This window comes from Paraburkholderia antibiotica, from assembly GCF_012927125.1.
GTDB lineage: Bacteria > Pseudomonadota > Gammaproteobacteria > Burkholderiales > Burkholderiaceae > Paraburkholderia > Paraburkholderia antibiotica.
Window position 1 is genome coordinate 774,291 of the sequence record NZ_JABBFZ010000001.1, and the last position, 23,936, is coordinate 798,226.

Below are 23,936 nucleotides of genomic sequence, written 5' to 3' on the forward strand. Positions count from 1 at the left end.
CTGATGGGGCAATCTGATCGTCACTCCTCAACCATCGCCCGCATATCCACGCTCCGTTCGTTCGCGGCGCTACGCTGTTTCGCGAGCCACATCATCAGCGTGATGAAGCTGCCGAACACGACGATGATCCATTGCGCCGGCATCTTCGCGGTAAGCAGCAGCGCGTACACGCCGAGCATCAGCAGCACCGCGAGGTTCTGGTTGAAGTTCTGCACGGCGATCGAATGACCGGCCGACAGCAGTGTCGCGCCGCGATGCTGGAGAATCGCGTTCATCGGTACGATGAAAAAGCCCGACAGCGCGCCGAGCACGATCATCAGCGGATAGGCGAGCAGGATGTAGAAGGGCGCGACGTGCGTGCCGACGCGCAGGCCCGCGCCCGCCGGAAACAGGTCCTTGTGATAGAAGGCCATCGCGATTGCCACCGCGCCGGTCAGCACGCCGATCGGCAGCACCCGCAGCGATTTGCGCAGCGGAATCAGCGCGGCCGCGCCCGCCGCGCCGAGCGCGATGCCGACGCCGGTCACGCCCTGCATCACCGCCGCCTTCGATAGCGACAGCCCGAGATTCACGTTCGCCCATTTGAGCACCAGCAACTGCATCGTTACTGCGGCGCCCCACATCAGCGTCGTCACCCACAGCGCGATCTGCGCGAGCTTGTCCGCCCACAGTACGTGGAAGCAGTGATGGAAATCGCTGACCAGCTTCTTCGGCTCCGTCAGCCGGTTCGGATAGCGCGCGCCGGTATCGGGAATGAAGATGTTGATCGCGGCGGCGAGCGCGTACGTGATCATCACCGCAAGCATCGCGAGGTCGGCGGCGGAACCGATCAGCGGCAGATGCACGCGCGCGACGAAATGCCCGGCGACCGTGCTGATCAGCGCACCGCCGAGCATCGTGCCGACGATCGTCGAGAGCACCGTCGCCGATTCGAGCCATGCGTTCGCTTTCACGAGCTTGTCGGCCGGCAGCAGCTCGGTGAGGATGCCGTACTTGGCCGGCGAATACGCGGCCGCGCCGAAGCCGACCACGCCGTAGGCGATCATCGGATGAACGCCGGCGATCATCAGCAGGCAGCCGCCCGCCTTCAGCGCGTTGGAGATGAACATCACGTGGCGCTTCTGCATCGCATCGGCGAAGGCGCCGACGAACGGCGCGAGCAGCACGTACGAGATCGTGAAGAAAATCTGCAGCAGCGGCGTGACCCACGCGGCGGACCGGATGACCGACAGCAGTGCGATCGCGGCGATCAGCAGCGCATTGTCCGCGAGCGATGAAACGAACTGCGCCGCGATGATCGTGTAGAAGCCTTTTTTCATGAGGCGGATGGAAAGCTGCGCACGCAATGGGCTCCCCGCTTTGTAGCACGACGCTTCACACACCGCAGCGCCGCCAACAAAAAAAGCGGCCGAAGCCGCTTTCTTTTCCATCGATGCCGTGCCGCGGACCGGCCGCGGCGGCAAGGACGCCTTATGCCGACTGCGACTGCTGACGCGTGCGGCTGTAGCGCGACAGGATCGGGATCATCTGCGCGTAGACCTTCGGGTTGCCCACGACGATTTCGCCGACGTGCAGGAAATCCGAATCGCCGGTGTAGTTACCGACGAGGCCGCCCGCTTCGGTGATCAGCAGGCTGCCGGCGGCGACGTCCCACGCGTTCAGGCCCTGCTCGAAGAAACCGTCCATGCGGCCGGCCGCGACGTTGGCGAGATCGAGCGCGGCGGCGCCCGGACGACGCAGGCCCGCGCAGGCTTCGGTCATCTCGGCGAACTGGCGGCCGTATGCGTCGAGGCTGTCGCTCTCGCGGAACGGGAAGCCGGTGCCGATCAGGCAGTCGGCGAGGCGGTCGCGCTTGGCGACGCGGATGCGGCGATCGTTCAGGAACGCGCCACGGCCGCGCGACGCGGTGAACAGGTCATTGCGGTTCGGATCGTAGACGACGGCCTGGGTGACGATACCCTTGTGCGCGAGCGCGATCGACACGCAGTAGTACGGGAAGCCGTGGATGAAGTTGGTGGTGCCGTCGAGCGGATCGATGATCCACTGGTATTCGGACTCGTTGTCCGACTTGCCGGACTCTTCGGCGAGGATCGCGTGATCGGGGTAAGCGGTCTTCAGCGTATCGATGATCGCCGCTTCCGACGCCTTGTCGACCTCCGTGACGAAATCGTTGTGCTGCTTCTTGCTGACCTGCACCAGGTCGAGATCGAGCGACGCGCGGTTGATGATCTGTGCGGCGCGGCGGGCGGCCTTCACAGCGATATTGAGCATGGGATGCATAACTGATCCTTGTGCCGGGGCAGCACGGCTGCTTGCCGGTAAATAAGCGCGAAACCTGCGCTGACGGGCGCCGCAACGGCGCGAAAACAGCACGGAACGCTGGCCGGACAATGCCGGAGCGCATTCCGTCGACGGAGACGAATTGAATAAGAACGGTGCGGCCGGTTCGACGCGAAGCTTTGGAAAAGACGCAGGCGCCGGACGCGAATTGCGCTATTTTACCCGAAGTCCGCGCGTCGCCGGGCAGCGGCCTGTGGCCGGGCTCGGGCGCGTCGCGCGCAGCTGCCGGAGGCGTCGCCGGCGCGGCGCAGTCCGGTGCGATCCGGCCCGATTCGGCGCCAGCGCCGGTTGGCGCTACCATACGGGTTTTCGGGCGTCGTCAGGCGTCTTCAACCGTCGTCCTTGGACCACCTTGGACCACTTGGACCATTTAGCCAGCCGGGTTTCATCGTGGATCATCCTCATCATTCCTCCGACCCCGCCGTTGCCGATGTGCGCGGTGGCTTTACGTCGACGCGCTTCGTGCTCGTCGAGCCCAGCCATCCGGGCAATGTCGGCGCCGCCGCGCGCGCGCTGAAAACCATGGGCTTCTCGCGGCTCGTGCTGGTGTCGCCGCGCGTGGCGAACGTGCAGAACGATCCCGAGGCGATCGCGATGGCGAGCGGAGCAGACGACGTGCTTGCGTCCGTGCACATCGTGCCGACCCTCGCCGATGCGCTGACCGGCGTGCACTGGTCGATCGCGATGACCGCGCGGTTGCGCGAATACGGGCCGCCGCAATGGACGCCGCGCGCGGCCGCCAGCGCCGCGCACGGCGAGGCGCTGCACGGCGAGATCGCGCTGGTGTTCGGCAACGAGCGCACCGGGTTGTCGAATGAGGACGTCGAGCGGTGCAGCGCGATCGCGCATATTCCGGCCAATCCGGCCTACAGCTCGCTCAATCTCGCCCAGGCGGTGCAGGTGCTCGCGTACGAGTTGCGCACCGCGTATCTCGGCACCGACGATGCACCCGCCGCTGGCCGCGCAGGCAGCGGCGCGGGCGAGGGCGCGGGGTCGGCCGATGCCGCTGGCGCGCGCGCACAGATGGCGGCGAGCGACGAGATCGAAAGCATGTTCGCGCATCTGGAAAGCGCGCTCGTCGAGCTCGAATTTCTCGATCCGGCCAATCCGAAGAAGCTGATGTCGCGGCTGCGGCGACTGTTCGCGCGTTCCGGGCTGGAGCGCGAGGAGGTCAACATCGTGCGCGGTATCGCCAAGCACATCCTGCTGAAGACGAAGCGCGGCGACTGAGCGTCGTCCGCACGCACGGCGCCGGCTGCGATGCGCTTGCGCGTCGTGTCCGGCGTTGCTTCGTTTTGCCTTGCCTTCTCTTGCCTTGCCCGGCCGGCCGACGACAACCTTGCCGGCCGCGTGGGCTTCCGGCAGGTTTCGCGCAATCGCCCTACAATCCACCAGACGTTCGAAGCTAAGCTGCCACGGTGCTAAGGCAGCGTGAAGGCTGCATGAAGGCAGCTTGCTAAAGCAGCGCGGCCGTCATGCGTGGCGCGAAATGCAGAACCGCGCAAACGCATGAACCAGCGCTCGAAACCGGCGCGCAGAACCTCGCGCGATCGCGTCTGGCGTCTGAGCGCGCAGACGGTTTCCCCTCCCACAAATACAGTCCCTGCCATGTTCACGAGACTTCGCGAAGACATCGCCACGATCCGCGAGCGCGATCCCGCCGCCCGCAGCGCCTGGGAAGTGCTCACGTGTTATCCGGGGCTGCATGCGCTCGTGCTGCACCGTTTCGCGCATGCGTGCTGGCGCGCGAAGCGTCGCTGGCTCGCGCGTTTCGTGTCGCAGATGGCGCGTTTCATGACCGGTATCGAAATCCATCCGGGCGCGACGCTCGGGCGGCGCGTGTTCATCGATCACGGCATGGGCGTCGTGATCGGCGAGACCGCGCAGATCGGCGACGACTGCACGATCTATCAGGGCGTGACGCTCGGCGGCACGTCGCTCACGCGCGGCGCGAAGCGGCATCCGACGCTCGAGCGCGGCGTGATCGTCGGCGCGGGTGCGAAGGTGCTCGGCGGCTTCACGATCGGCGCCGACGCGAAGATCGGTTCGAACGCGGTCGTGACCAAGCCGGTGCCGGCGGGTGGCACCGCGGTCGGCAATCCGGCGCGGATCATCGTGCCGGCCGCGGCGACGGTTGCCGCGAGTGGAGCCGGCGCGAGCACCCATGGCGATGCCAGCCGCGATGCCAACCCCGCCACGCGCGACGCAAAACGCCCGGCCGAAGCCAGCGCGTTCTGCGCGTACGGCATCACGCCGAACGCGGACGATCCGGTGTCGCTCGCGATTCATGGCCTGATCGATCATGCGGCCACGCAGTCGCGGCGCATCGATGAAATCGTCGATGCGCTAGAGCGGCTCGGCACGAGCCTCGAAGGACTGCAGGGCGCGGACGCGGCGCTGCTCGACCTGCGACGCCTGTCGGCGGCGATCGCGGGCAAGGTGGAAGGGGTGACGGCGGAGCGCTAGGTTGCGATGCGGTGGTTATCGCCGCTCGCTTTAGGGGCTGTCAGGCCGGCATCGGTCTGACGTCTGAGCGTCGGGCGGGCTCATGGGTCCGCTTGTATCGAACCGATCTCAAGCCAGCAGCATCGGACCGGCATCAAGGCAGCATCAAGCCGGCATCGAATCGACATCGAACTGGCATCAAGCCGGGCATCAAGCCAGCACCAAACGCCCCTCAATCCAGCGGCAACGCCCGAATGCCGTCCGCATCGATTTTCAGATAGCCGCCACGGCGCTCGCCGTGGTCGAGATCCCAGTCCGGCAGAACCCAGCGCGTGCCGCCCGGTTCGCGATGCCGCGCGGGCAGATGCGTGTGCCCATGAATCATCGTCGCCGCTTTCGACGTCCTGAACAACGCCGCAACGCCTTTGCGCGTCACGTCGTACTTGATCGACATCGGCCGCGTGCGTCCATGCTCGCTGTTCGAGCGCATGTTTTCAGCCAGCTTCTGACGCCAGCGGAACGGCCACGCGAGAAACAGCATCTGCGCGAAACGATTGCGCGCGAAGCGGCGAAACAGTTGATAGCCGCGATCTGCGGTGCACAGCGCATCGCCGTGCGCGAGCGCGATACGCGTGCCGAACGCGGTGATCACGAACGGATCGGGCAGCCAGATCGCGCCGGCCGCTTTCATGAAGCGCTTGCCGAGCAGAAAGTCGCGATTGCCGTGCATGATGTAGAGTCCGATGCCGCGCTCGGACAGCGTATGCAGCAGCGCCGCCATCCGCGCGACGAACGGCTCGCTCAGCATGTCGTCGCCGATCCAGTACTCGAACAGATCGCCGAGGATGAACACCGAGTCGGCCGCCTCGGCGGTGACGCGGATGAAATGCTCGAACGCGGCGACCGTGCGCGGAATCGCCTCGCTCAGATGCAGATCGGAGAGGAAGAAAAAAGGGCGTGCGGCGCGCGGGCTCGAGCCCTCGCCAGGCACGCCCGCGGCGACGCTTCGCAGCGGCGTTTCTTGCAGCATTGAAGGTGCCTGATTTCAGTTCAAACAGGTCGGCGTTGCGTGTGCCGCTTAGCCGACGACAACAGCCTTCTCGATCACGACGTCGTCGACCGGCACGTCCTGATGGAAGCCCTTCGAACCGGTCTTGACCTTCTTGATCTTCTCGACCACGTCCATGCCTTCGACGACCTTGCCGAACACAGCATAACCCCAGCCCTGCGGCGTCGGCGACGAGTGGTTCAGGAAGTCGTTGTCGTTCACGTTGATGAAGAACTGCGCGGTCGCCGAGTGCGGGTCGTTGGTACGCGCCATCGCGATCGAGCCGTTTGCATTCTTCAGACCGTTGTTCGCTTCGTTGGTGATCGGCTCGGCCGTCGGCTTCTGCTTCATGCCGGGTTCGAAACCGCCGCCCTGGATCATGAAGCCGTCGATCACGCGGTGGAACACCGTGTTGTCGTAGTGACCGGCCTTCACGTAGTTGAGGAAGTTCTCGACCGACTTCGGCGCCTTTTCAGCGTCCAGTTCGAGTTTGATGATGCCGTGGTTCGTATGCAGTTCGACCATGATGGAATCCTTTGATGAACAGGTGGATAAAAGGCGCGGCGCGCCGTCATGCGTTGACGGCTGGCCGCGCCGGGGCGTGGTTTTGCGCGCGCGTGGCGGTGAAGCAGGGGTGCTTCGCCGCGCCGCTTCATCGTTGCATCGATGTTGCCTGAATGCCGACTGAGCCGCGCGCGTTGGCGTGCTGATCTGTTACTTGCTCACCACCGTCGCCGACTGGATCACGATCGGCTTTTGCGGCACGTCGCCCATCGCGCCGCGCGTGGTGGTGGGGGTGGCCTCGATGCGCTTCACGACGTCCATGCCGCTCGTGACCTTGCCGAACACCGCGTAGCCGTTGCCGTCCGGATTCGGATAGTCGAGATTGGCGTTGTCGACCGTGTTGATGAAGAACTGCGCGGTGGCCGAGTTCGGGTCGCTGGTGCGCGCCATCGCGATCGTGCCCGCGGTGTTCTTCAGGCCATTGCGGCTCTCGAGCGGAATCGGCGCGCGCGTCGGCTTCTCGGCGAAGCTCTGCGTATAGCCGCCGCCCTGAATCATGAAGCCCGGAATCACCCGATGAAAGATCGTACCGCTGTACTGGCCGGCCTTCACGTAGTCGAGGAAATTCGCGACAGTCTTTGGCGCTTTCTCGGGATACAACTCGACGCGAATGTCACCTTCCGACGTCTTGAGCAGCACCGACGGATGAGCGGCCTGCGAGCCGGTCTGCGCAAAGGCAGGCGCGTTTGCGATCAGCGCGGCGCTGCCTAGCGCCAACATCAACCATTTCATGAAGATCCTCGGGGTTTGAAAAAAACTGCAGCGGGTGCGGAACGCGCGAGTCCGGGCTTAGCGCGACGGCGCCATGTACGGCGGCATCGCGAGCGAGCCGTTCGCACCGCCGAACTGGAAGCTCGGTGTCTCGGTCATGTTCGAGATGGCGCGCGTGGCGGCTTCGTTCGTGGCGGCGGCGGCCGGCTGCGCGGACTTGCGGGCGGGCGCCGGCGAGACGATCTTCTGGATGTCCGCGAGACGCTGCGTGGTCGTTGCGCTGGCCTTGCCGAGGCCTTGCGCGCGCCGGTACGCTTCATTCGCCATGCGCAGATAGACGTCGCCGAGGTTCTCGTACGCGAGGCCGTAATTCGGATTGACCTGCACGGCCGTTTCGAGCGCGGCGCGCGCGTCGGTCAGGCGGCCTTGTCGTGCATACAGCGTGGCGAGGTTGTTGTACGGTTCGGGCAACTCGGGGTAGAGCTGCGTGAGCTCGGTGAAGGCGGCGATCGCGTCGTCGTCGCGACCGAGGTGAGCCAGCACCGTGCCGCGCTTGAATTTGGCTTGCGCGTCGTGCGGGTTCGACGCGATGCGCGCGTCGAGTTGGGTCAGCGCGGTTTGCCAGTTTTTCTGCGCGATCGACGCGTCGATCTCAGGCGTGTTGTCGCGCACCGCGGGGCCTTGCGGCATCACCGCGGCCTTCTGTGCATAGGCGCCCGCGACCGGCACGATGGCAAGCGCGGCAGCCACGGTGACACGCCACGCGAGAGCGCGCGCCGCTTCGAATTTAACGCCGCTCACGCCGCCGACAATGCCGCCAGCAATGCTGCCAAACGCAGTCGCGGCGAGGGTCGTGGCGCTGCGCGCGCGGCCGCTGGAGTGTTTCATAGGCTCAGGTCTGGATGTTATACTCCGAGCCATTCTAACAAAAGGTCTGCGCGTTCCGTCGAACCGCCGACTGTCTTTTCGCCACTCGTGGCCGTCTCCGCCCGGTTCGCAGTTTCGTCTGCAGCCTGATCGCCGCACGAGGTGCGCCGGTTTCAGCTGTAGCGATGCACCCGCTGTCCTGTTCGTCTCGCGGGCCGCGTGCGCATGAAGCACAATGCGGACTCTTTCGGCCCACGCATCGTTCTCTATGGAATCTCTGCGCATCTACAACACGCTCGCGCGTGACAAGCAAACTTTCGCGCCGCTGCAGGAAGGCGTCGTGCGGATGTACGTCTGCGGGATGACCGTGTACGACTATTGTCACGTTGGCCACGCGCGGGTGATGGTCGTGTTCGACATCGTGCAGCGCTGGTTGCGCACGCTCGGCTACGACGTGACCTACGTGCGCAACATCACCGACATCGACGACAAGATCATCCGTCGCGCGGTCGAGAACGGCGAGACCATCAAGTCGCTGACCGACCGCTTCATCGCCGCGCTGCACGAAGATGCGGACGCGCTCGGCATCGCGCGTCCCGACATCGAACCGCGCGCGACCGATTTCATTCCGCAGATGCTCGGCATGATCGAGAAGCTGGAAGCGAACGGCTACGCGTATCAGGCGAGCGACGGCGACGTCAACTACGCGGTACGCAAATTCGCGGGCTACGGCAAGCTCTCGGGCAAGTCGCTCGAAGACCTGCGCGCGGGCGAACGCGTCGCCGCGAACGATGCGAAGCAGGATCCGCTCGACTTCGTGCTGTGGAAGAAAGCGAAGCCCGAGGAACCCGCCGACACCGGCTGGGATTCGAAGTACGGGCGCGGCCGTCCGGGCTGGCATATCGAGTGTTCGGCGATGGGCTGCACGCTGCTTGGCGAACAGTTCGACATTCATGGCGGCGGCCAGGATCTGCAGTTTCCGCACCACGAAAACGAGATCGCGCAGAGCGAGGCCGCGACCGGTCAAACATTCGTGAATTACTGGATGCACAACGGCTACGTACAGATCGACAATGAGAAGATGTCGAAGTCGTTGAATAATTTTTTTACGATTCGGGAAGTGCTGGCGCAGTACGATGCAGAGGTCGTGCGTTTCTTCATCGCGCGCGCTCACTATCGTTCGCCGCTGAACTACAGCGACGTGCACATCGACGACGCGCGCAATGCACTCACGCGTCTGTACACGGCGCTGAAGGACGTGACGCCCGACACCATTGAACTCGACTGGAACGAGGCGCATGCGCAGCGTTTCCAGGCGGCGATGAACGACGACTTCAATACGCCGGTAGCGGTAGCGGTGCTGTTCGAGCTGGCCACTGAAGTCAACCGCACGCGCGACCCCGCGCTGGCCCGTCAGTTGCGTGCACTTGGCGCGGTGCTCGGGTTGCTCGGGCGTGAGCCGCGTGCCTATCTGCAGCAGGCAGCGGGTGCTGCAGCCGAAGGCGCGCTCGAGGCCGCCGCGATCGAAGAGAAGATCGCCGCGCGCGTCGCCGCCAAGAAGGCAAAGGACTATGCGGCAGCAGACCGGATCCGGGCCGAATTGCTCGAAGCCGGCGTTGCCCTTGAAGACAAACCCGGCGGGTTGACCGAGTGGCGGCGCGTGTGAGCGCACCTCGTACTTCCCTCTGATCGACTCGCCAGGCAGGAGGCAGGATGGCAACGGCCACGAAGACGCCGGCTAAACGCGCGACGTCTCAAACCAGTGCGGCAGCCGCGGCGTCGGCTGCAGCGGGTAAGCCGACGCGCGCGGCGACTCGCGCGGGCAGCGGTGCGGTAGAGAAAGCGTCGTCGAAAGCGGACGGCGCGGCGAAAACCGGTACGGCCGCGGCGAAGAAGAGCGCGGTCAAACGCTCGCTCAATGGCGCGGGCGGCGCGGCTGCGCATGCGCCCGTCGCGAAGCGCGCGAAGACGGCATCGTCGGCGCGGGAGAAGAGCAATGGCGCCACGCCAGCGGACAAAGCCGCCGCCGAGCTTGCCGGCGCCGTGCCGGAGCTCGCGCGCGACACCCACGCGGGTGAAGTCGTGCGCAAGACGCGCGTGTCGGCCACGGCGGCGAGCGCAGCCAGCGCGAGCGGCGAGGCGGGCGGCACCAGCGCGCTTGCGAGCGAAGTGGCGGTGCCGGTGCAGATCGGCGGTCTCGCGCCCGAGGTCACGCGTCCCGCGTATTGGGACAAGGCCTGCGCGGACCTCGTCAAGCGCGATCGTATTCTGAAGAAACTGATTCCGAAATTCGGCCCGGTGCATCTGCTGAGCCGTGGCGATCCGTTCGTCACGCTCGCGCGCTCGGTGGTCGGCCAGCAGATTTCCGTCGCCTCCGCGCAAGCGGTGTGGGCGAAGGTCGAAGCCGCGTGCCCGAAGCTCGTGCCGCAACAGTTCATCAAGCTTGGTATCGAGAAGCTGACCGCGTGCGGGCTGTCCAAACGCAAGGCCGAATACGTGCTCGATCTCGCGCGGCATTTCGTGTCGGGCGCGTTGCATGTCGGCAAGTGGACCTCGATGGACGACGAGGCGGTGATCGCCGAACTCACGCAGATTCGCGGCATCGGCCGCTGGACCGCGGAGATGTTCCTGATCTTCAATCTGTCGCGTCCCGACGTGCTGCCGCTCGACGACCTCGGCCTGATCCGCGCGATCAGCGTCAACTATTTCAGCGGCGAACCCGTCACGCGCAGCGAAGCGCGCGAGGTCGCGGCGAACTGGGAGCCGTGGCGCACCGTCGCGACCTGGTATATGTGGCGTAGTCTCGATCCGTTGCCGGGCGACTACTGAATAGAACAGGAAACAGAATTGTTTCGAAAACTATCGTCTGTTTGACATCGATAGTTGAGAAATGGTTTTGACATCGGTCCGCGCGGTTAGAATACGCGCTGCCCGGTAAGTCCAAGGATTACAACCAATGAAGACCACGTTTCTGGATTTCGAACAGCCGATCGCTGAACTCGAAGCGAAGATCGAAGAATTGCGCTTCGTGCAGGACGATTCGGCCGTCGATATTTCGGAAGAGATCGAGCGGCTGTCGAAGAAGAGCCAGCAGCTCACCAAAGATCTGTACGCGAACCTCACGCCGTGGCAGGTTTCGCAAATCGCCCGTCATCCGCAGCGTCCGTACACGTTCGATTACGTGAGCGAGCTGTTCACCGACTTCCATGAACTGCATGGCGACCGCAACTTCGCGGACGATCTGTCGATCGTCGGCGGTCTCGCGCGTTTCAATGGCCAGGCCTGTATGGTGATCGGTCATCAGAAGGGCCGCGACACCAAGGAGCGCGCGCTGCGCAACTTCGGCATGCCGCGTCCGGAAGGCTATCGCAAGGCCGAACGTCTGATGCGTCTGGCCGAGAAATTCGGTCTGCCGATCTTCACGTTCATCGACACGCCGGGCGCCTATCCCGGCATCGGGGCGGAAGAGCGTGGCCAGTCCGAAGCGATCGGCCGCAATCTGTACGTGATGGCCGAGCTGAAGACGCCGCTGATCGCGACGATCATCGGCGAAGGCGGTTCGGGCGGCGCACTTGCCATCGCGGTTGCCGACAACGTGCTGATGCTGCAATTCTCGACCTACTCGGTGATTTCGCCGGAAGGCTGCGCGTCGATTCTGTGGAAGAGCGCCGCGAAGGCGCCGGAAGCGGCCGAAGCGCTGGGCCTGACCGCGCATCGTCTGAAGGCGCTCGGTCTGATCGACAAGATCGTCAACGAGCCGCTCGGCGGCGCGCATCGCGATCCGAAGGGCATGGCCGCGATGCTGCGTCGTGCGCTCTCCGACTCGCTGCGTCAGTTCCAGGGCATGAGCACCAACGACCTGCGCGAACGCCGTTTCGAACGGCTGATGGCGTACGGCAAATTCAAGGAAACGACGCCGGGCGCTTAAGCTCGCGCGCGTTCTCCCGCCTTCTGGTCCACCAGCGCACCCCGCGCTCACGACGTGACCTCCACCGCTGATTCGCCCGCCGAGCGCCTCGTCATCGAGGCGCTCGGCGTGGCGTTGGCCGCGCTCGATGCGCGAGATCCGCACGCACGCATTGCGGTCGCCTTCAGCGGCGGCGTCGATTCGAGCGTGCTGCTCGATGCGGCGGTGCGCGTTGCGGGAGCGTCGCGGGTGATTGCGCTACACGTGCATCACGGCTTGAGTCCGCACGCCGACGCGTGGCTCGCGCATTGCGAGGCGTTTGCGCGCGAGCGTGGCGTCGCGTTCGACGCGCGGCAGGTCGAGGTTGCGCGCGCGAGCGGCGTGAGCATCGAGGCGGCTGCGCGCGACGCGCGTTATCGTGCGCTCGATGCGATGTGCGCGGCGCACGGCATTCGCACACTGTGGCTCGCGCAGCATGCCGACGATCAGGCCGAGACCGTGCTCCTGCAATTGCTGCGCGGCGCGGGGCTGGCCGGGTTGGCCGCGATGGCGCCCGAGTTTCTCGCGGCCGGTGCGACGGCAACGCGGGTGCGGCCGCTTCTGCATCTGTTGCGCGCGCAACTCGAGCACTACGCTGGCGCCCGTCAGTTGCGCTGGATCGACGACGAATCGAACGCGGATACGCGCTATGCGCGCAATGCGCTGCGGCATCAGGTGATGCCGGCGCTCGCGGTGCACTTTCCCGGTTTTCGCGATGCGCTCGCGCGCACGGCCGTGCATGCGGCGTCGGCGCAGCGTCTGCTCGACACGCTCGCGCGTGCCGATCTGGACAGCGCATCGCGCGACGAAGGGCGCGCACTCGAACAACACGTATTGCTCGCACTCGACGACGACCGCGCACTGAACCTGCTGCGCTACTGGATGCGCACGCTGGGTTTCGTCGCGGCGTCGAGCGCGCGTCTCGCCGATGCGCTGCGGCAGTTGCGCGAAGTCGGCGCGGGGCAGGACGGTCATCGTCTGCGCATCGATCATGCGGGGCATGCGCTGCGTAGCTATCGCGGCCTCGTCTATTGGGAAGCGGGCGACAGCAGCGAGCCCGCCGACGAAACCGCGCTCGTCGAACGTGAGGTCAGCGAACTCGCGTGGCAGGGCGAAGCGGTATGGCGTTTGCCGCAGTGGCGCGGCACGTTCGTGTTCGCGGTGGTGGAGGGTGAGGCGGCTTCCGCTGCTGCCGATGCTTCGAACGAAGCGCATGACGCGCACGAAGCGCGCGAATCGACGCACGAACCGAAGAATGACGCAGCGCGTCCCGTCGCGTTGCTCGACACGATTCCGCTCAGCGTTCTGCAACGCGCAGTACTTCGCGCGCGAGCACGCCGCGGCGGCGAGCGCATGCGCACGGGCTCGCCGGATGCGCCGAGCCGCACGCTGAAGAATCTGTTCCAGGAGCGCGGCATTCCCGTGTGGAAACGCGACGTGCCGCTGCTGTACGTCGGCGACGAATTGCTGTTCGTGCCACTGATCGGCGTGAATCGCGCGACCGTGAACGATGTGCCGTCGAGCGCCGAGGCACGCGTGAAAATTCTCTGGCGCGACGATCTGCTGATCGCCTGACCGTCCGGTCGGACAGTCTCGCCGCACGTACGGACAACGACGAAAATCACGAAATAGGGCACAAATCAGCGGGAAATAAGGCCTTTGCGGGCCCGATTTGACGCATTTGAACGCTTGTTGCGGCTTGTCTTTTTGCGCCTAATCAGGTACTTTAGCTCGTTTGCCCGACCCGATTTCGTCATCGCTGGTGTGCTATCGGTCGTGATGCCGGTTGGCGAGCGTGATCCGTCGTTGCCGTTCCATTCCGATCAGCCATCAGCGATCTCATCCCGGGCAAATCCGCGCGTGCTGCACGCGCGCTGCATCTGCGCCGTCACACACTTCGCCGCCGTTCACAAGACGTTGCGTCCCTGTGCTTCCCGTGCGGTCGTCTCCAGCGCGCCAGCGCGGTTTCTCCTCCAGTTCAGAACGACAATGGCACTCATCGTACACAAATACGGCGGCACCTCGATGGGCTCGGTCGAGCGCATCAAGAACGTCGCCAGGCGCGTCGCGAAATGGCACAAGGCTGGCCACAAGATGGTCGTCGTGCCCTCGGCAATGTCCGGCGAAACCAATCGCCTGCTTGGCCTCGCGAAAGAAATTACGTCCCAGCCGAGCCCGCGTGAACTCGACATGATCGCCGCCACCGGCGAGCAGGCGAGCTCGGGCCTTCTCGCGATCGCCCTGCAGGACGCAGGTGTCGACGCGGTCAGCTATGCCGGCTGGCAAGTACCGGTCAAGACGGATAGCGCGTTCACGAAAGCGCGCATCAGCGAAATCGACGGCGAGCGCGTGCTGCGCGATCTCGACGCCGGCAAGGTGGTGGTGATCACCGGCTTCCAGGGCATCGACCCGGACGGCAACATCACCACGCTCGGCCGTGGCGGCTCGGATACGTCGGCGGTGGCGGTTGCGGCCGCGCTGAAGGCCGACGAGTGCCTGATCTACACGGACGTCGACGGTGTGTATACGACGGACCCGCGCGTGGTCGAAGAAGCGCGTCGGCTCGATCGCGTGACGTTCGAAGAAATGCTGGAAATGGCCAGCCTGGGTTCGAAGGTGCTGCAGATCCGCTCGGTGGAGTTCGCCGGCAAATATCAGGTGAAGACGCGCGTGCTGTCGAGCCTGACCGATCCGCTCATCCCGCTCGAGACTGAAATGAAGTCCGGCACCCTGATTACTTTTGAAGAAGACGAGACCATGGAAAAAGCAGTCATCTCGGGCATCGCGTTCCAGCGCGACGAAGCTCGTATCGCCGTGATGGGTGTGCCCGACAAGCCGGGCATCGCGTATCAGATTCTCGGCCCGGTGGCGGACGCGAATATCGACGTCGACATGATCATCCAGAACCAGAGCGTCGAGGGCAAGACGGCGTTCACGTTCACGGTCGGCCGCGGCGACTACGCACGCGCAATGGAGATTCTCACGGGCCAGGTGAAGGGTCATGTGCAGGCCGAACAGGTGCTGGGCGACCCGAAGGTGTCGAAGGTCTCGGTGGTCGGCGTCGGCATGCGTTCGCACGTTGGCATCGCGAGCACGATGTTCCGCACGCTGTCGGAAGAGGGCATCAACATCCAGATGATCTCCACCTCCGAAATCAAGATTTCGGTGTTGATCGACGAAAAGTACATGGAGCTCGCGGTGCGCGCGCTGCATAAGGCCTTCGAACTCGATCAGGCGTAAATAGCAGCAAAAACGGGGCGCTCGAGAGCGCCCCGTTTGTTTTATGGCGTTCATGTGAACGAATTGCGTCGCCAATCCCATTATTGGCAGAAAAAATGTTCGTTAGACGTTGACCTTATCCGCTTGGCCCGCTATTATCTTGGCTTCGTTGCACTGACTCCCTGTGCAACAGAAAGTTTGGGAGACGTGGCCGAGAGGTCGAAGGCACTCCCCTGCTAAGGGAGCATCTGGGCCAAAACCTGGATCGAGGGTTCGAATCCCTCCGTCTCCGCCAGAAGTGGTAGAGAGAACCCCGCAGAGTCTAGGCTCTGCGGGGTTTTTGTTTTTCCGGCCGTCTACCGGCCTTTCCTCCTTTTTTCCCATTCCCCCTTTCCACCGACCACGATGCCTCGTGGGGCTTCGTTGTGTGTATTCGCATCGAAGGCCAGAGTGCGGTAGGGCGCCTGTGTGCATCGCTTTCTCGTGGTTTCGCGTCGTTTCGTGCTGCTTCGAGCGTTGTCGGGGACGCGTGCACGCGCAGGGTAATGCAGTTCGCTGAAGGTGTGTGGGATTGTTCTGGGGCTGCGTGGCCAGCAACCGGTCGATGCGCTATCGGCCCATGCGGGACTGTTCACGGTGAGTGAGCTCGCGGCGACTTGTGCCCATGCGATCCAGCCGGCTGCGCCCCCGTCCCCACCCAATAGATAGGTATCCAAATTAAGATAACGTCGCTGCCTACCATTGTCGATTCGTGGACGCGATGGCGCGGCAACGGCGCCGTCATCGCTTCCCTTCGATCCGCGCTCGTTGGGCAGCGGTTGCGCTGATGTGTGTCTGGCTGCCCAGCGGAGATCGGGGCGAGACGATGCGTCTCATGCGGTATCTGTTCCGCGCCATAAGCGTTGCCGCGAGGCCTTCGTCATAGCGGGAGATTGCACCGCCAGCGGCTGCATATCGGATGATTTGCGCTGGGGCGCTTTTTATTCAGCTATCGGTGCATACCGACTGGACGGCATATTCAGAATAAATACTTTATAAAGCAGTATGGGAAATGAATAAAATATTTATAAAAATTTGGATGCGTTATTTTAAGATGTAATGTAAATTCGATCTAGAACTAAAACATGTAACACATTGTTTCGGTTAAAATATGATTGTTAATCAAGTATTAACAATCATTAACAATGATTTCGACTTTATACTATTTATCTTCGGCGCAAGTGCCGTCGACAATACGCGCTAATAAGATAATTGAATTGCGCGGCCCGTACGTAATGTTAATTGCGCGGGAAAAATAAAATCCGCGTAAAGTTTTATGCTGATTGAGTGGTTCTATCTCATATTTGAATATTGGAAAAAAATTTTCTATTTATTTGGAAAATCTGATTTTTAAGTGGGGGAATGTGCCGATTCGGCGCAACGCTCAGAAAATCAGTTTTTGAGATGTAGTAGGGGTAGATAACCATTGTCTGGAGGTGGGTTTTGCTTACTAAGATTGCGATCGCTGACGGAAATTCCATTCTGCGAATAGGAATGCGGTGTATTTTTGGAAGGCAGGCTGGCTTGAGAGTGGTTGGTGAGGCAGAAAATTCCACGGCAATTATGGAATTACTTCGAGAGAAAGAAGTCGACGTGCTGTTGAGCGATTTCGAAATTCCCGGAAAGGTCTATCGGGACGGCAGTTCGCTGATGGCGCTACTGCGCCGGACTCATCCATCCACCAAAGTCATCTTTGTCACCACGCTGACCAATCCTCTGCTTCTGAGGGCGGTTGTTAAATCGCGGGCTCATGGCGTATTGCTGAAAAACGACTCGCCGGAAGAGGTGATTAGTGCGGTGCGCTCCGTTTCGCGCGGCCAATTCCATATTTCGCCGTCGGTGCGCCGTATCACCGGTATTAACCATAGCGAGGAATTCGATGCTGGAAAGGTGGGGAATCTCTCCGCGCGGGAAGGCGAAGTTTTGCGTCTATACGTGAGCGGGATGAGTATCAGCGAAATCGCCGCATTAAGCCACCGCAGTCTTCAGACTGTGAGCACCCAGCGCAAGCAGGGTATGAAGAAGCTTGGATTTACCAATGACCGCGAGCTGTTTGAATACATGCTGCCGTCCAGAGGCTAGTTTCGGAAAGCGTTTGCCGGCAATTCATCTATTTGCCGATGCAGAGCGTAACATCGTTAGATCGATTTAATAAATTATCAGTTCCAGGCATCCTTAAAAATAGTAGTAAGTAGATGCCAACTAATTTGGGATACATCTAATATTTTTGCTGGCATGACTTAGGTCATCCGAAGTATCAGTGCGCGCTGATGTTTTTGATTTTAAATCGATGTTTTAGATTTGCGTTTTATTCAATAGGACAAAAATGAAACTTACACGTTCACTCGCATTTGCAGCGATCGCAGCAGCAGTTGGCTTCCCGGCAGCATCGTACGCAGCAGACGGCACGATCACGTTCAACGGCAACATCACCGCGCAGACCTGCACGATCAGCGGCAATGGCGGCGGCCCGAACTTCACGGTGACCCTGCCGACGGTTTCGACCTCCGCGCTGAGCGCTGACGGTTCGACGGCTGGCCGTACGCCGTTCAACATCGCGCTGACCAACTGCTCGCCGGATTCGGGCACCGCACTGACGTACTTCGAGCCGGGCGCAACGGTCGACACGGCAACGGGTCGCCTGCTGAACGCAACGGGTAGCGCAAGCAACGTCGAAATCGGCCTGCTGAACCAGGACTACAGCTCGATCCAGCTGGGCGCGGCACAAACGTCGCAGAACTCCCAGTCGGCAACGATCTCGGGCGGCGCGGCTACCCTCGACTACTTCGCGCAATACGTCGCGACGGGCGGCGCAGCAGGCGCAGGTTCGGTCAACACGACCACGCTCTACTCGATCGTTTATCAGTAAGCAGTACGGAGCAGTTCATAAGCCGTACGTGATGTAGTGAGGCAACGGCCGGCGTCCCTCGGGCGCCGGCCGTTGTTCGGGGATATCAGCGGCATGCCGGCCGAGCCGGTTGAGCCGGGTTAGCGGGGCGTCAAGATGGCGGTACGAAAAAATTTGCTGGCGGCGGCGGCCGCTTTGTCGTTGTGTTCGGGCATCGCCCACGCGAGTGTCGTCGTAAATGGTACGCGTCTGGTGTATGACGCGAGCGACCGCGAAATTACAGTCAAGCTGGACAACGTCGGCAGCGGTCCGGCGCTCGTGCAGGTCTGGCTCGATACCGGCGATCCCAAGTCGTTGCCGGACGAGGTGCAGGTGCCGTTCACGATGTCGCCGCCGTTGTTCCGGCTCGATCAGAAGAAAGGGCAAAGCGTGCGTCTGATCTATACGCAGGACCCGATGCCGCAAGACAAGGAGTCGCTGTTCTGGCTCAACGTCCTCGAGGTGCCGCCCACGACCGCGTCGGCGGACACCGTCGATCGCAACATGCTGCGTCTCGCGTTCCGTTCGCGTATCAAACTGTTCTTCCGTCCGGATGGTCTGCCCGGCCGCGCGGATGAAGCACCCGCGAAAATCAGCTGGAAGTTCGTGCCGAAAAAAGAAGGCGGCGGCTATGTGCTCGAGGCCACCAATCCGACGCCGTATCACGTGACGTTCACGCAGGTCGTCGCCAAGGCGGGCGCCGGCACGTGGACCGACGACAAGGGCGGCATGGTCGATCCGGGTGCGACGCACGACTACGACGTCGGCAATGTTGCGTCGCTGCCGAGCGCGCCGTTGCAGGTCGACTACAAGTTCCTGAACGACTATGGCGCGGGCATAGCCGGCAAGTATCAGCCGGGACGGCAGTCGCAGGCCGATGAAGCGCCGGCAGCAGCGGCCACGGCGGCATCCCAGCCGCAGGCGCAGTCCGGGCAGCAGCCCGCACCGGCGCGCGCCGCGCAGCCGTAAGCGCTACCCCACGGCAACATCTATTCGATGCCACGACCCTCGCGGTCGCGGCACTCGCCCGAGTCATCGCGCGTCGCGGGAAGCCCGCGTCCAGCGTCTAAAGAGCGGTATTCATGCGTATCAGACAACCGGATCAACTGGTCCATGGCGCGGGCAGAGTACCCGCGCAGAGACATAGCCACTTCGCGATCCTCGGAGCGTTGGCGGCCTGGTCGGCCGTCGCGCACGGCCAGTCTTCGACGGTCGCGCAGGTTCAGTTCGACGATCAGTTCCTGATGAAGCCGAAAAACCAGAGCGTCGACGTATCGCGCTTTGAGCACGGCAATCCGGTGGTGCCCGGCGAATATACGGTCGACCTCTATGTGAACGGCGACTGGGTCGGCCACCCGGCGGTGAACTTTCGCACGCAGCAAGGCGCCGATAGCGCGACGCCGTGCTTCGATAAATCGCTCGTCGCGCGTCTCGGCCTGAATCAGAGCCGACTGTCCGATCAGGCTCGCGCGGTGCTGGCGGGTTCGAGCGAATGTATGAACCTCGGCGAGATCGTCGACGGTGCGTCGGCGTCGTTCGACATGTCCGATCTGCGCCTCGACGTGAGCGTGCCGCAGGCGTCGCTCACGCGCAATCCGCAAGGGTATGTGAGCCCCGAGTTCTGGGACGAGGGGGTGCCGTCCGCCACGCTCGCCTATAACTTCAATTCGTTCCGCGTGACCGGCTCCGGTTACGGCAGCACGCAGAGCTACCTCGGCCTGAACAGCGGCGTCAATATCGGTAGCTGGCATCTGCGGCAGAATTCGGCGATCACGTTCCAGTCGCACGGGCCGCATTCGTATCAGAACATCGCGACGTACCTGCAGCACGATCTGCCCAGTATCACCAGCCAGCTGACGCTCGGCGACGCGTTTACCGACGGCGCGGTGTTCGACAGCATCGGCATTCGCGGTGTGCAGATCGGTACCGACGACCGCATGCGTCCCGACTCGCAGCGCGGTTACGCGCCGGTGATTCGCGGCGTCGCGCTGACCAATGCGCGCGTGACGGTCACGCAGAACGGCAACCGCCTCTACGAGACCACGGTCGCGCCTGGCGCGTTCGAAATCGACGATCTGTACGCGACCGGCTACGGCGGTAACCTGCTCGTGACCGTGACCGAGGCCGACGGTACCCAGCGCAGCTTCACGGTGCCGTATGCATCGGTCGTGCAATTGCTGCGTCCGGGCATCTCGCGTTTTAACTTCGTGCTCGGCCAGATTCGCGACGCGGAACTCAACGGTCACCCGAACGTTCTGCAGGGCACGTACCAGTACGGCGTCAACAACCTGATCACCGGTTACGCCGGCGTGATCGCCGCGCAAGGCTATGCGGCGGGACTGGTCGGTGCCGCGTTCAACACGCCGATCGGCGCGGTCGCGCTCGACGTCACCCAGGCGAACGCGAGCATTCGCGGCGCGGGCAATACCTCGGGTCAGAGCTTGCGGATCAGCTACAGCAAGCTGGTGTCGGCCACTGATACCAACTTCTCGGTCGCCGCCTATCGCTATTCGTCGAGCGGCTTCTGGGCGCTGCGCGATGCGATGCTCGCGCGCGCGGAGGTGGCCGCGGGGCAGACGGCGAACGCGATCGACCGCCAGCGCAACCAGGTTCAGTTGACGATGAACCAGGGGCTGGGCGAAGGGCGCGGTAACGCCTACGTGATCGGCTCGACGCTCAGCTACTGGAACCGCTCGGGCACGACCACGCAGTTCCAGATCGGCTACAACAACATCCTGCGCGCGCTCGGCACCAGCTTCAGCTACAACCTGTCGCTGTCGCGCCAACGCGACACGATCAGCGGCCAGATGAACAATCAGGTGTTCCTGAGCGTGTCGGTGCCGCTCGGCAAGTCGCAGCACGCGCCAACGCTCGTCACCAGCTTCGCGCACGACAACGTCAGCGGCTCGTCCGAACAGGCGATGCTCACCGGTACCGCGGGCGAGGACAACAACGTCAGCTACGGCGTGACGGTGAACAACTCGGTGGGCTCGACGGTCGGCGGCGTCAATGGTCAGTACCGCAGTCCGTACGCGACGTTCCTCGGCAGCGCGAGCACCGGTTCGGGCTACTCGCAACTGTCGGGCGGCGTGTCGGGCGCGGTGGTCGCGCATCCGGGCGGCTTCACGTTCGCGAACGATCTCGGCGACACGGTCGGCGTGGTCGAGGCGAAGAACGGCTACGGCGCACGCGTGACCAATTTCACGGGTGTGCGTATCGATCCGCGCGGCTATGCGGTGATTCCGTATCTGATGCCGTACCGCATGAACATGATCGACATCGATCCGAAGGGCTTGCCGCTCGACGTCGAATTCAAGTCGACCACGCAGCAGATCACGCCGCGCGCGAACTCGGTCGTGATGATTCACTTCGACACGGTCACCGGTCGTGCCGCGGTGATCACCGCGCACCGTCCGAACGGCGCGACGCTGCCGTTCGGTGCGAACGTGGTCGACGAAAAGGGCAACAGCGTCGGCGTGATCGGTCAGGGCAGCCGTATTTTCGTGCGCGGCATCGCGGACGAAGGGGCGCTGACCGTGAAGTGGGGCGATGCTGCCGACGAGCAGTGTCTGCTGCACTACAAGTTGCCGCCGCGCGAGCAGGACAAGGGCATGTTCACGCGTGCCGAGGCAGTGTGCGACGTGGGTGGCGCGGGCACGGTGACGACGCCGGTGGCGGCGCCTGACGTGCAGGTGCAGCCGCAATCCGGGCAGCAGATGGAGCAGCAACCGCAGCAAGTGCAGCCGCAGCAGCAGGTTCAGCCGCAACAGATGCAGCCGCAGCAGCCCGCGCAACAGCAACAGGTGCAACCGCAGCAGCAGGTTCAACCGCAGCAGCCCGAGCGGCAATCGTTCGCACCGAGCGCGCAGAGCTGGGGGACGAACATGGCCGCGGCGAACATCGCGCTGGCCGCGCGGATCTCGACGCCGGGTCACCCGCATTTCGACGACATGGACGTGGACGCCGACACGGGCGACACCGCTCCCACCTACCTGCATTGAAACCGCACCGCGCGCGTCGATGCATCCGATCAACCCTGAAAAGGTATCGCTCAATTGAAAGCACGCAATCTACTGACTGTTTCGCTGCTCGCACTGTCCGCGCTGCCCGCATTGTCGGCGCACGCACAGATGGTGCGCTCGATCGGCATCGCAAGAAATCCCGCCGTCGCGGCGGCGGATCGCGCGCAGGGTTCGTGGCGCAACCGCAATGTCACGAGCGGCGTGGCCGCGAGTCCGTCCGGCGCGTCGTCGACCCAGGCGAACGCTGGTGGCAACGGCAATCGCGGCGGCGCGGGCGTCGGCTTCGTGCCGCTGCCGACCACGCGCTGAACCAACGGCCCGCGAAAGCGCCGGCAATGCGCGTGAGCGCAATGGCGGCGCGTTGTTTTTTGGTGACGCCCCGACTCCGATGCGCGTTCTGCTTCAACCGGTCACCGCAAGGAACCTTATGAAACTCTTCTCCAGATTTTTCCCTTCGACAGAGCTCGTGTCGAAACTGCTGATCCCGGTGCTCATGCTGATCGGCGCGACGTTGCTGCCGGGCCTCGCTCACGCGCAGTGTACGCAGGGCTCGGGCGGCGCGCCCAGTCTGATGATCTCGGTCCCGTCACCGATCACCATTCCGCGCGATGCGCCGGTGGGCACCGTGATCGGTCAGGGCACCGCAACGGTGACGTTCAATACCGCGTCGCCGTTCGGCGTGTATTGCTCGGCGGCGGCCACGCTCGTCTACACGAACCTGCAGGGCGCCAGTTCGTCCGGCACCAGCAACGTGATGCCGATCGGCTCGACGGGGATCGGCTATTCGCTGCAGGCGAGCGGCTCGTACTACTCGGCCGGCACGATCTCCCTGCCGGCCACGTTTTTCCAGCCGTCGGCGTGTAGCCAGACGGCGGGCGGCAAATGCTATGCGTACCTTGGACCGACCATCACGATGCGACTGATCAAGCTGTCGCCGCTCGTGAGCAGCCAGACGATTCCGTCAGGGCAGTACTTTACGGCGACGGTCGGCGGTCTCAGCGCGGGCACGGTTTCACTCGCGAATGCGGTGAATATCACCAATCAGACCTGTACCGTGACGACGCCTTCAATCTCGGTTTCGTTGGGAAGCGTGCCGATCAATCAATTCGGTGCGGTGGGATCGGGGTCGACTACCATACCATTTCAGATCGGTTTGAATTGCTCGGGCGTTGCCACCAGTTATTACATTACCTTTACGGATAGTAATAATCCTGGGAATAATACGAATTCATTGTCATTGACTTCGGATTCGAGTGCGACGGGCGTTGGAATTCAGATCCTGAACGGCGGCAATCCCGTTTCTTATGGCCCGGATTCGTCGGTGGCGGGCAATCTGAATCAGATATTCCTCGGGACCAGCACGGGCACGGGCTCTGTCGTGACTCTGCCGTTCGGCGGACGCTATGTGAAAACCAATGGCACGATGACTCCCGGCAGCGCCAATGGGGTCGCGACATTCACGATGTCATATCAATAAAAATACCATCGTTATTAGAATTTATTCGATCTTTTATTTCAAGATAATCGAGAATCGCATGATTGTTCTATGTCAAATTTGATTAAGCGTATTGCATTAAATAAAATTAATTTGGCATAATTTGCGGGTCGTCTTCTTTCGGGGTTTATTGAAGGCGACAATTTTTTTAATTTTGAAAAATAGGATTGAAAATGCAACAAGTCGATCGTAACGAACTCGCAAAGGCCAACGTCGCAGGCGGTTGCTGCAAGAGCAGCTGCTCCACGGACACCAGCTGCTCGACGAACACGGGTTCGACGGGCGGCACGGGTGGTAACCCGCTGCCGTCGGCGTAACCGTCGGTAGTCAGTTAGTCGTGCGCGCGAGTGGTC

Annotated in this window: 21 protein-coding genes and 1 tRNA gene; 16 read left to right on the plus strand and 6 right to left on the minus strand. The window is 62.9% G+C overall.

Annotated features, from left to right (window positions below):
• Positions 1 to 20: 20 nt before the first annotated feature.
• Positions 21 to 1,319 (minus strand): lysophospholipid transporter LplT, encoded by a 1,299-nt coding sequence (gene lplT, locus HHL14_RS03455; RefSeq protein WP_169496155.1) that lies wholly within the window; start codon positions 1,317 to 1,319, stop codon positions 21 to 23.
• A gap of 151 nt (positions 1,320 to 1,470) precedes the next feature.
• Positions 1,471 to 2,280: an inositol monophosphatase family protein gene (locus HHL14_RS03460; protein WP_169496156.1), complete on the minus strand. Its 810-nt coding sequence runs from the start codon at positions 2,278 to 2,280 to the stop codon at positions 1,471 to 1,473.
• A gap of 450 nt (positions 2,281 to 2,730) precedes the next feature.
• On the opposite strand from HHL14_RS03460, the gene HHL14_RS03465 reads away from it, so the two are divergent.
• Positions 2,731 to 3,570 carry an RNA methyltransferase gene (locus tag HHL14_RS03465; protein ID WP_169496157.1) on the plus strand — a complete coding sequence of 280 codons (840 nt, stop codon included), beginning with the start codon at positions 2,731 to 2,733 and terminating at the stop codon, positions 3,568 to 3,570.
• A 378-nt stretch (positions 3,571 to 3,948) separates the two neighbouring features.
• Positions 3,949 to 4,806: a serine O-acetyltransferase gene (gene cysE, locus HHL14_RS03470; RefSeq protein WP_169496158.1), complete on the plus strand. Its 858-nt coding sequence runs from the start codon at positions 3,949 to 3,951 to the stop codon at positions 4,804 to 4,806.
• 211 nt (positions 4,807 to 5,017) lie between these two features.
• Here cysE and HHL14_RS03475 read toward each other — a convergent pair whose 3' ends face one another.
• Both HHL14_RS03475 and HHL14_RS03480 read right to left on the minus strand, forming a co-directional pair.
• Entirely contained in the window at positions 5,018 to 5,815 is a 798-nt protein-coding gene (locus HHL14_RS03475; RefSeq protein ID WP_169496159.1) for a UDP-2,3-diacylglucosamine diphosphatase, read from the minus strand.
• 48 nt (positions 5,816 to 5,863) lie between these two features.
• Complete coding sequence (locus HHL14_RS03480; protein ID WP_169496160.1) at positions 5,864 to 6,358, minus strand: peptidylprolyl isomerase; 495 nt, start codon at positions 6,356 to 6,358, stop codon at positions 5,864 to 5,866.
• Between HHL14_RS03480 and HHL14_RS32805 the strand changes: the two genes are divergently transcribed.
• A complete protein-coding gene (locus HHL14_RS32805; RefSeq protein ID WP_206002160.1) occupies positions 6,357 to 6,521 on the plus strand; it encodes a hypothetical protein in 165 nt (54 codons plus the stop codon). The two genes, HHL14_RS03480 and HHL14_RS32805, sit on opposite strands and share 2 nt — an antisense overlap.
• A gap of 26 nt (positions 6,522 to 6,547) precedes the next feature.
• Here the strand turns inward: HHL14_RS32805 and HHL14_RS03485 are convergent, their stop codons facing one another.
• Entirely contained in the window at positions 6,548 to 7,129 is a 582-nt protein-coding gene (locus tag HHL14_RS03485; protein WP_169496161.1) for a peptidylprolyl isomerase, read from the minus strand.
• 57 nt (positions 7,130 to 7,186) lie between these two features.
• Complete coding sequence (locus HHL14_RS03490) at positions 7,187 to 7,996, minus strand: tetratricopeptide repeat protein (protein ID WP_169496162.1); 810 nt, start codon at positions 7,994 to 7,996, stop codon at positions 7,187 to 7,189.
• Positions 7,997 to 8,243: 247 nt separating this feature from the next.
• On the opposite strand from HHL14_RS03490, the gene cysS reads away from it, so the two are divergent.
• The 13 genes from cysS (at position 8,244) to HHL14_RS03555 (ending at position 23,900) form a co-directional block, all read left to right on the plus strand.
• Complete coding sequence (cysS, locus tag HHL14_RS03495; RefSeq protein WP_169496163.1) at positions 8,244 to 9,641, plus strand: cysteine--tRNA ligase; 1,398 nt, start codon at positions 8,244 to 8,246, stop codon at positions 9,639 to 9,641.
• Between the two features lie 47 nt (positions 9,642 to 9,688).
• Positions 9,689 to 10,804 carry a DNA-3-methyladenine glycosylase family protein gene (locus tag HHL14_RS03500; RefSeq protein WP_169496164.1) on the plus strand — a complete coding sequence of 372 codons (1,116 nt, stop codon included), beginning with the start codon at positions 9,689 to 9,691 and terminating at the stop codon, positions 10,802 to 10,804.
• A gap of 127 nt (positions 10,805 to 10,931) precedes the next feature.
• Entirely contained in the window at positions 10,932 to 11,903 is a 972-nt protein-coding gene (locus HHL14_RS03505; RefSeq protein WP_169496165.1) for an acetyl-CoA carboxylase carboxyltransferase subunit alpha, read from the plus strand.
• Between the two features lie 54 nt (positions 11,904 to 11,957).
• Positions 11,958 to 13,496 carry a tRNA lysidine(34) synthetase TilS gene (tilS, locus tag HHL14_RS03510; protein WP_169496166.1) on the plus strand — a complete coding sequence of 513 codons (1,539 nt, stop codon included), beginning with the start codon at positions 11,958 to 11,960 and terminating at the stop codon, positions 13,494 to 13,496.
• 414 nt (positions 13,497 to 13,910) lie between these two features.
• Positions 13,911 to 15,161 carry an aspartate kinase gene (locus HHL14_RS03515; RefSeq protein WP_169496167.1) on the plus strand — a complete coding sequence of 417 codons (1,251 nt, stop codon included), beginning with the start codon at positions 13,911 to 13,913 and terminating at the stop codon, positions 15,159 to 15,161.
• A 180-nt stretch (positions 15,162 to 15,341) separates the two neighbouring features.
• Positions 15,342 to 15,435, plus strand: a tRNA-Ser gene (locus HHL14_RS03520).
• A gap of 1,187 nt (positions 15,436 to 16,622) precedes the next feature.
• Complete coding sequence (locus HHL14_RS03525; RefSeq protein ID WP_169496168.1) at positions 16,623 to 17,261, plus strand: response regulator transcription factor; 639 nt, start codon at positions 16,623 to 16,625, stop codon at positions 17,259 to 17,261.
• A 244-nt stretch (positions 17,262 to 17,505) separates the two neighbouring features.
• Complete coding sequence (locus HHL14_RS03530) at positions 17,506 to 18,048, plus strand: fimbrial protein (RefSeq protein WP_169496169.1); 543 nt, start codon at positions 17,506 to 17,508, stop codon at positions 18,046 to 18,048.
• 135 nt (positions 18,049 to 18,183) lie between these two features.
• Positions 18,184 to 19,035, plus strand: coding sequence for a fimbria/pilus periplasmic chaperone (locus HHL14_RS03535; protein ID WP_169496170.1), 852 nt, complete (start codon positions 18,184 to 18,186; stop codon positions 19,033 to 19,035).
• A 113-nt stretch (positions 19,036 to 19,148) separates the two neighbouring features.
• Complete coding sequence (locus tag HHL14_RS03540) at positions 19,149 to 22,067, plus strand: fimbria/pilus outer membrane usher protein (protein WP_230412895.1); 2,919 nt, start codon at positions 19,149 to 19,151, stop codon at positions 22,065 to 22,067.
• 54 nt (positions 22,068 to 22,121) lie between these two features.
• The gene (locus HHL14_RS03545; RefSeq protein WP_169496171.1) at positions 22,122 to 22,397 is read left to right on the plus strand and encodes a hypothetical protein; all 276 of its coding nucleotides are present in this window, start codon (positions 22,122 to 22,124) and stop codon (positions 22,395 to 22,397) included.
• On the plus strand, positions 22,336 to 23,565 hold the full coding sequence (locus tag HHL14_RS33720; protein WP_169496172.1) for a fimbrial protein: 1,230 nt from the start codon (positions 22,336 to 22,338) through the stop codon (positions 23,563 to 23,565). The genes HHL14_RS03545 and HHL14_RS33720 overlap by 62 nt, the downstream gene beginning before the upstream one ends.
• 191 nt (positions 23,566 to 23,756) lie before the next feature.
• The gene (locus HHL14_RS03555; protein ID WP_169496173.1) at positions 23,757 to 23,900 is read left to right on the plus strand and encodes a hypothetical protein; all 144 of its coding nucleotides are present in this window, start codon (positions 23,757 to 23,759) and stop codon (positions 23,898 to 23,900) included.
• Positions 23,901 to 23,936 lie beyond the last annotated feature (36 nt).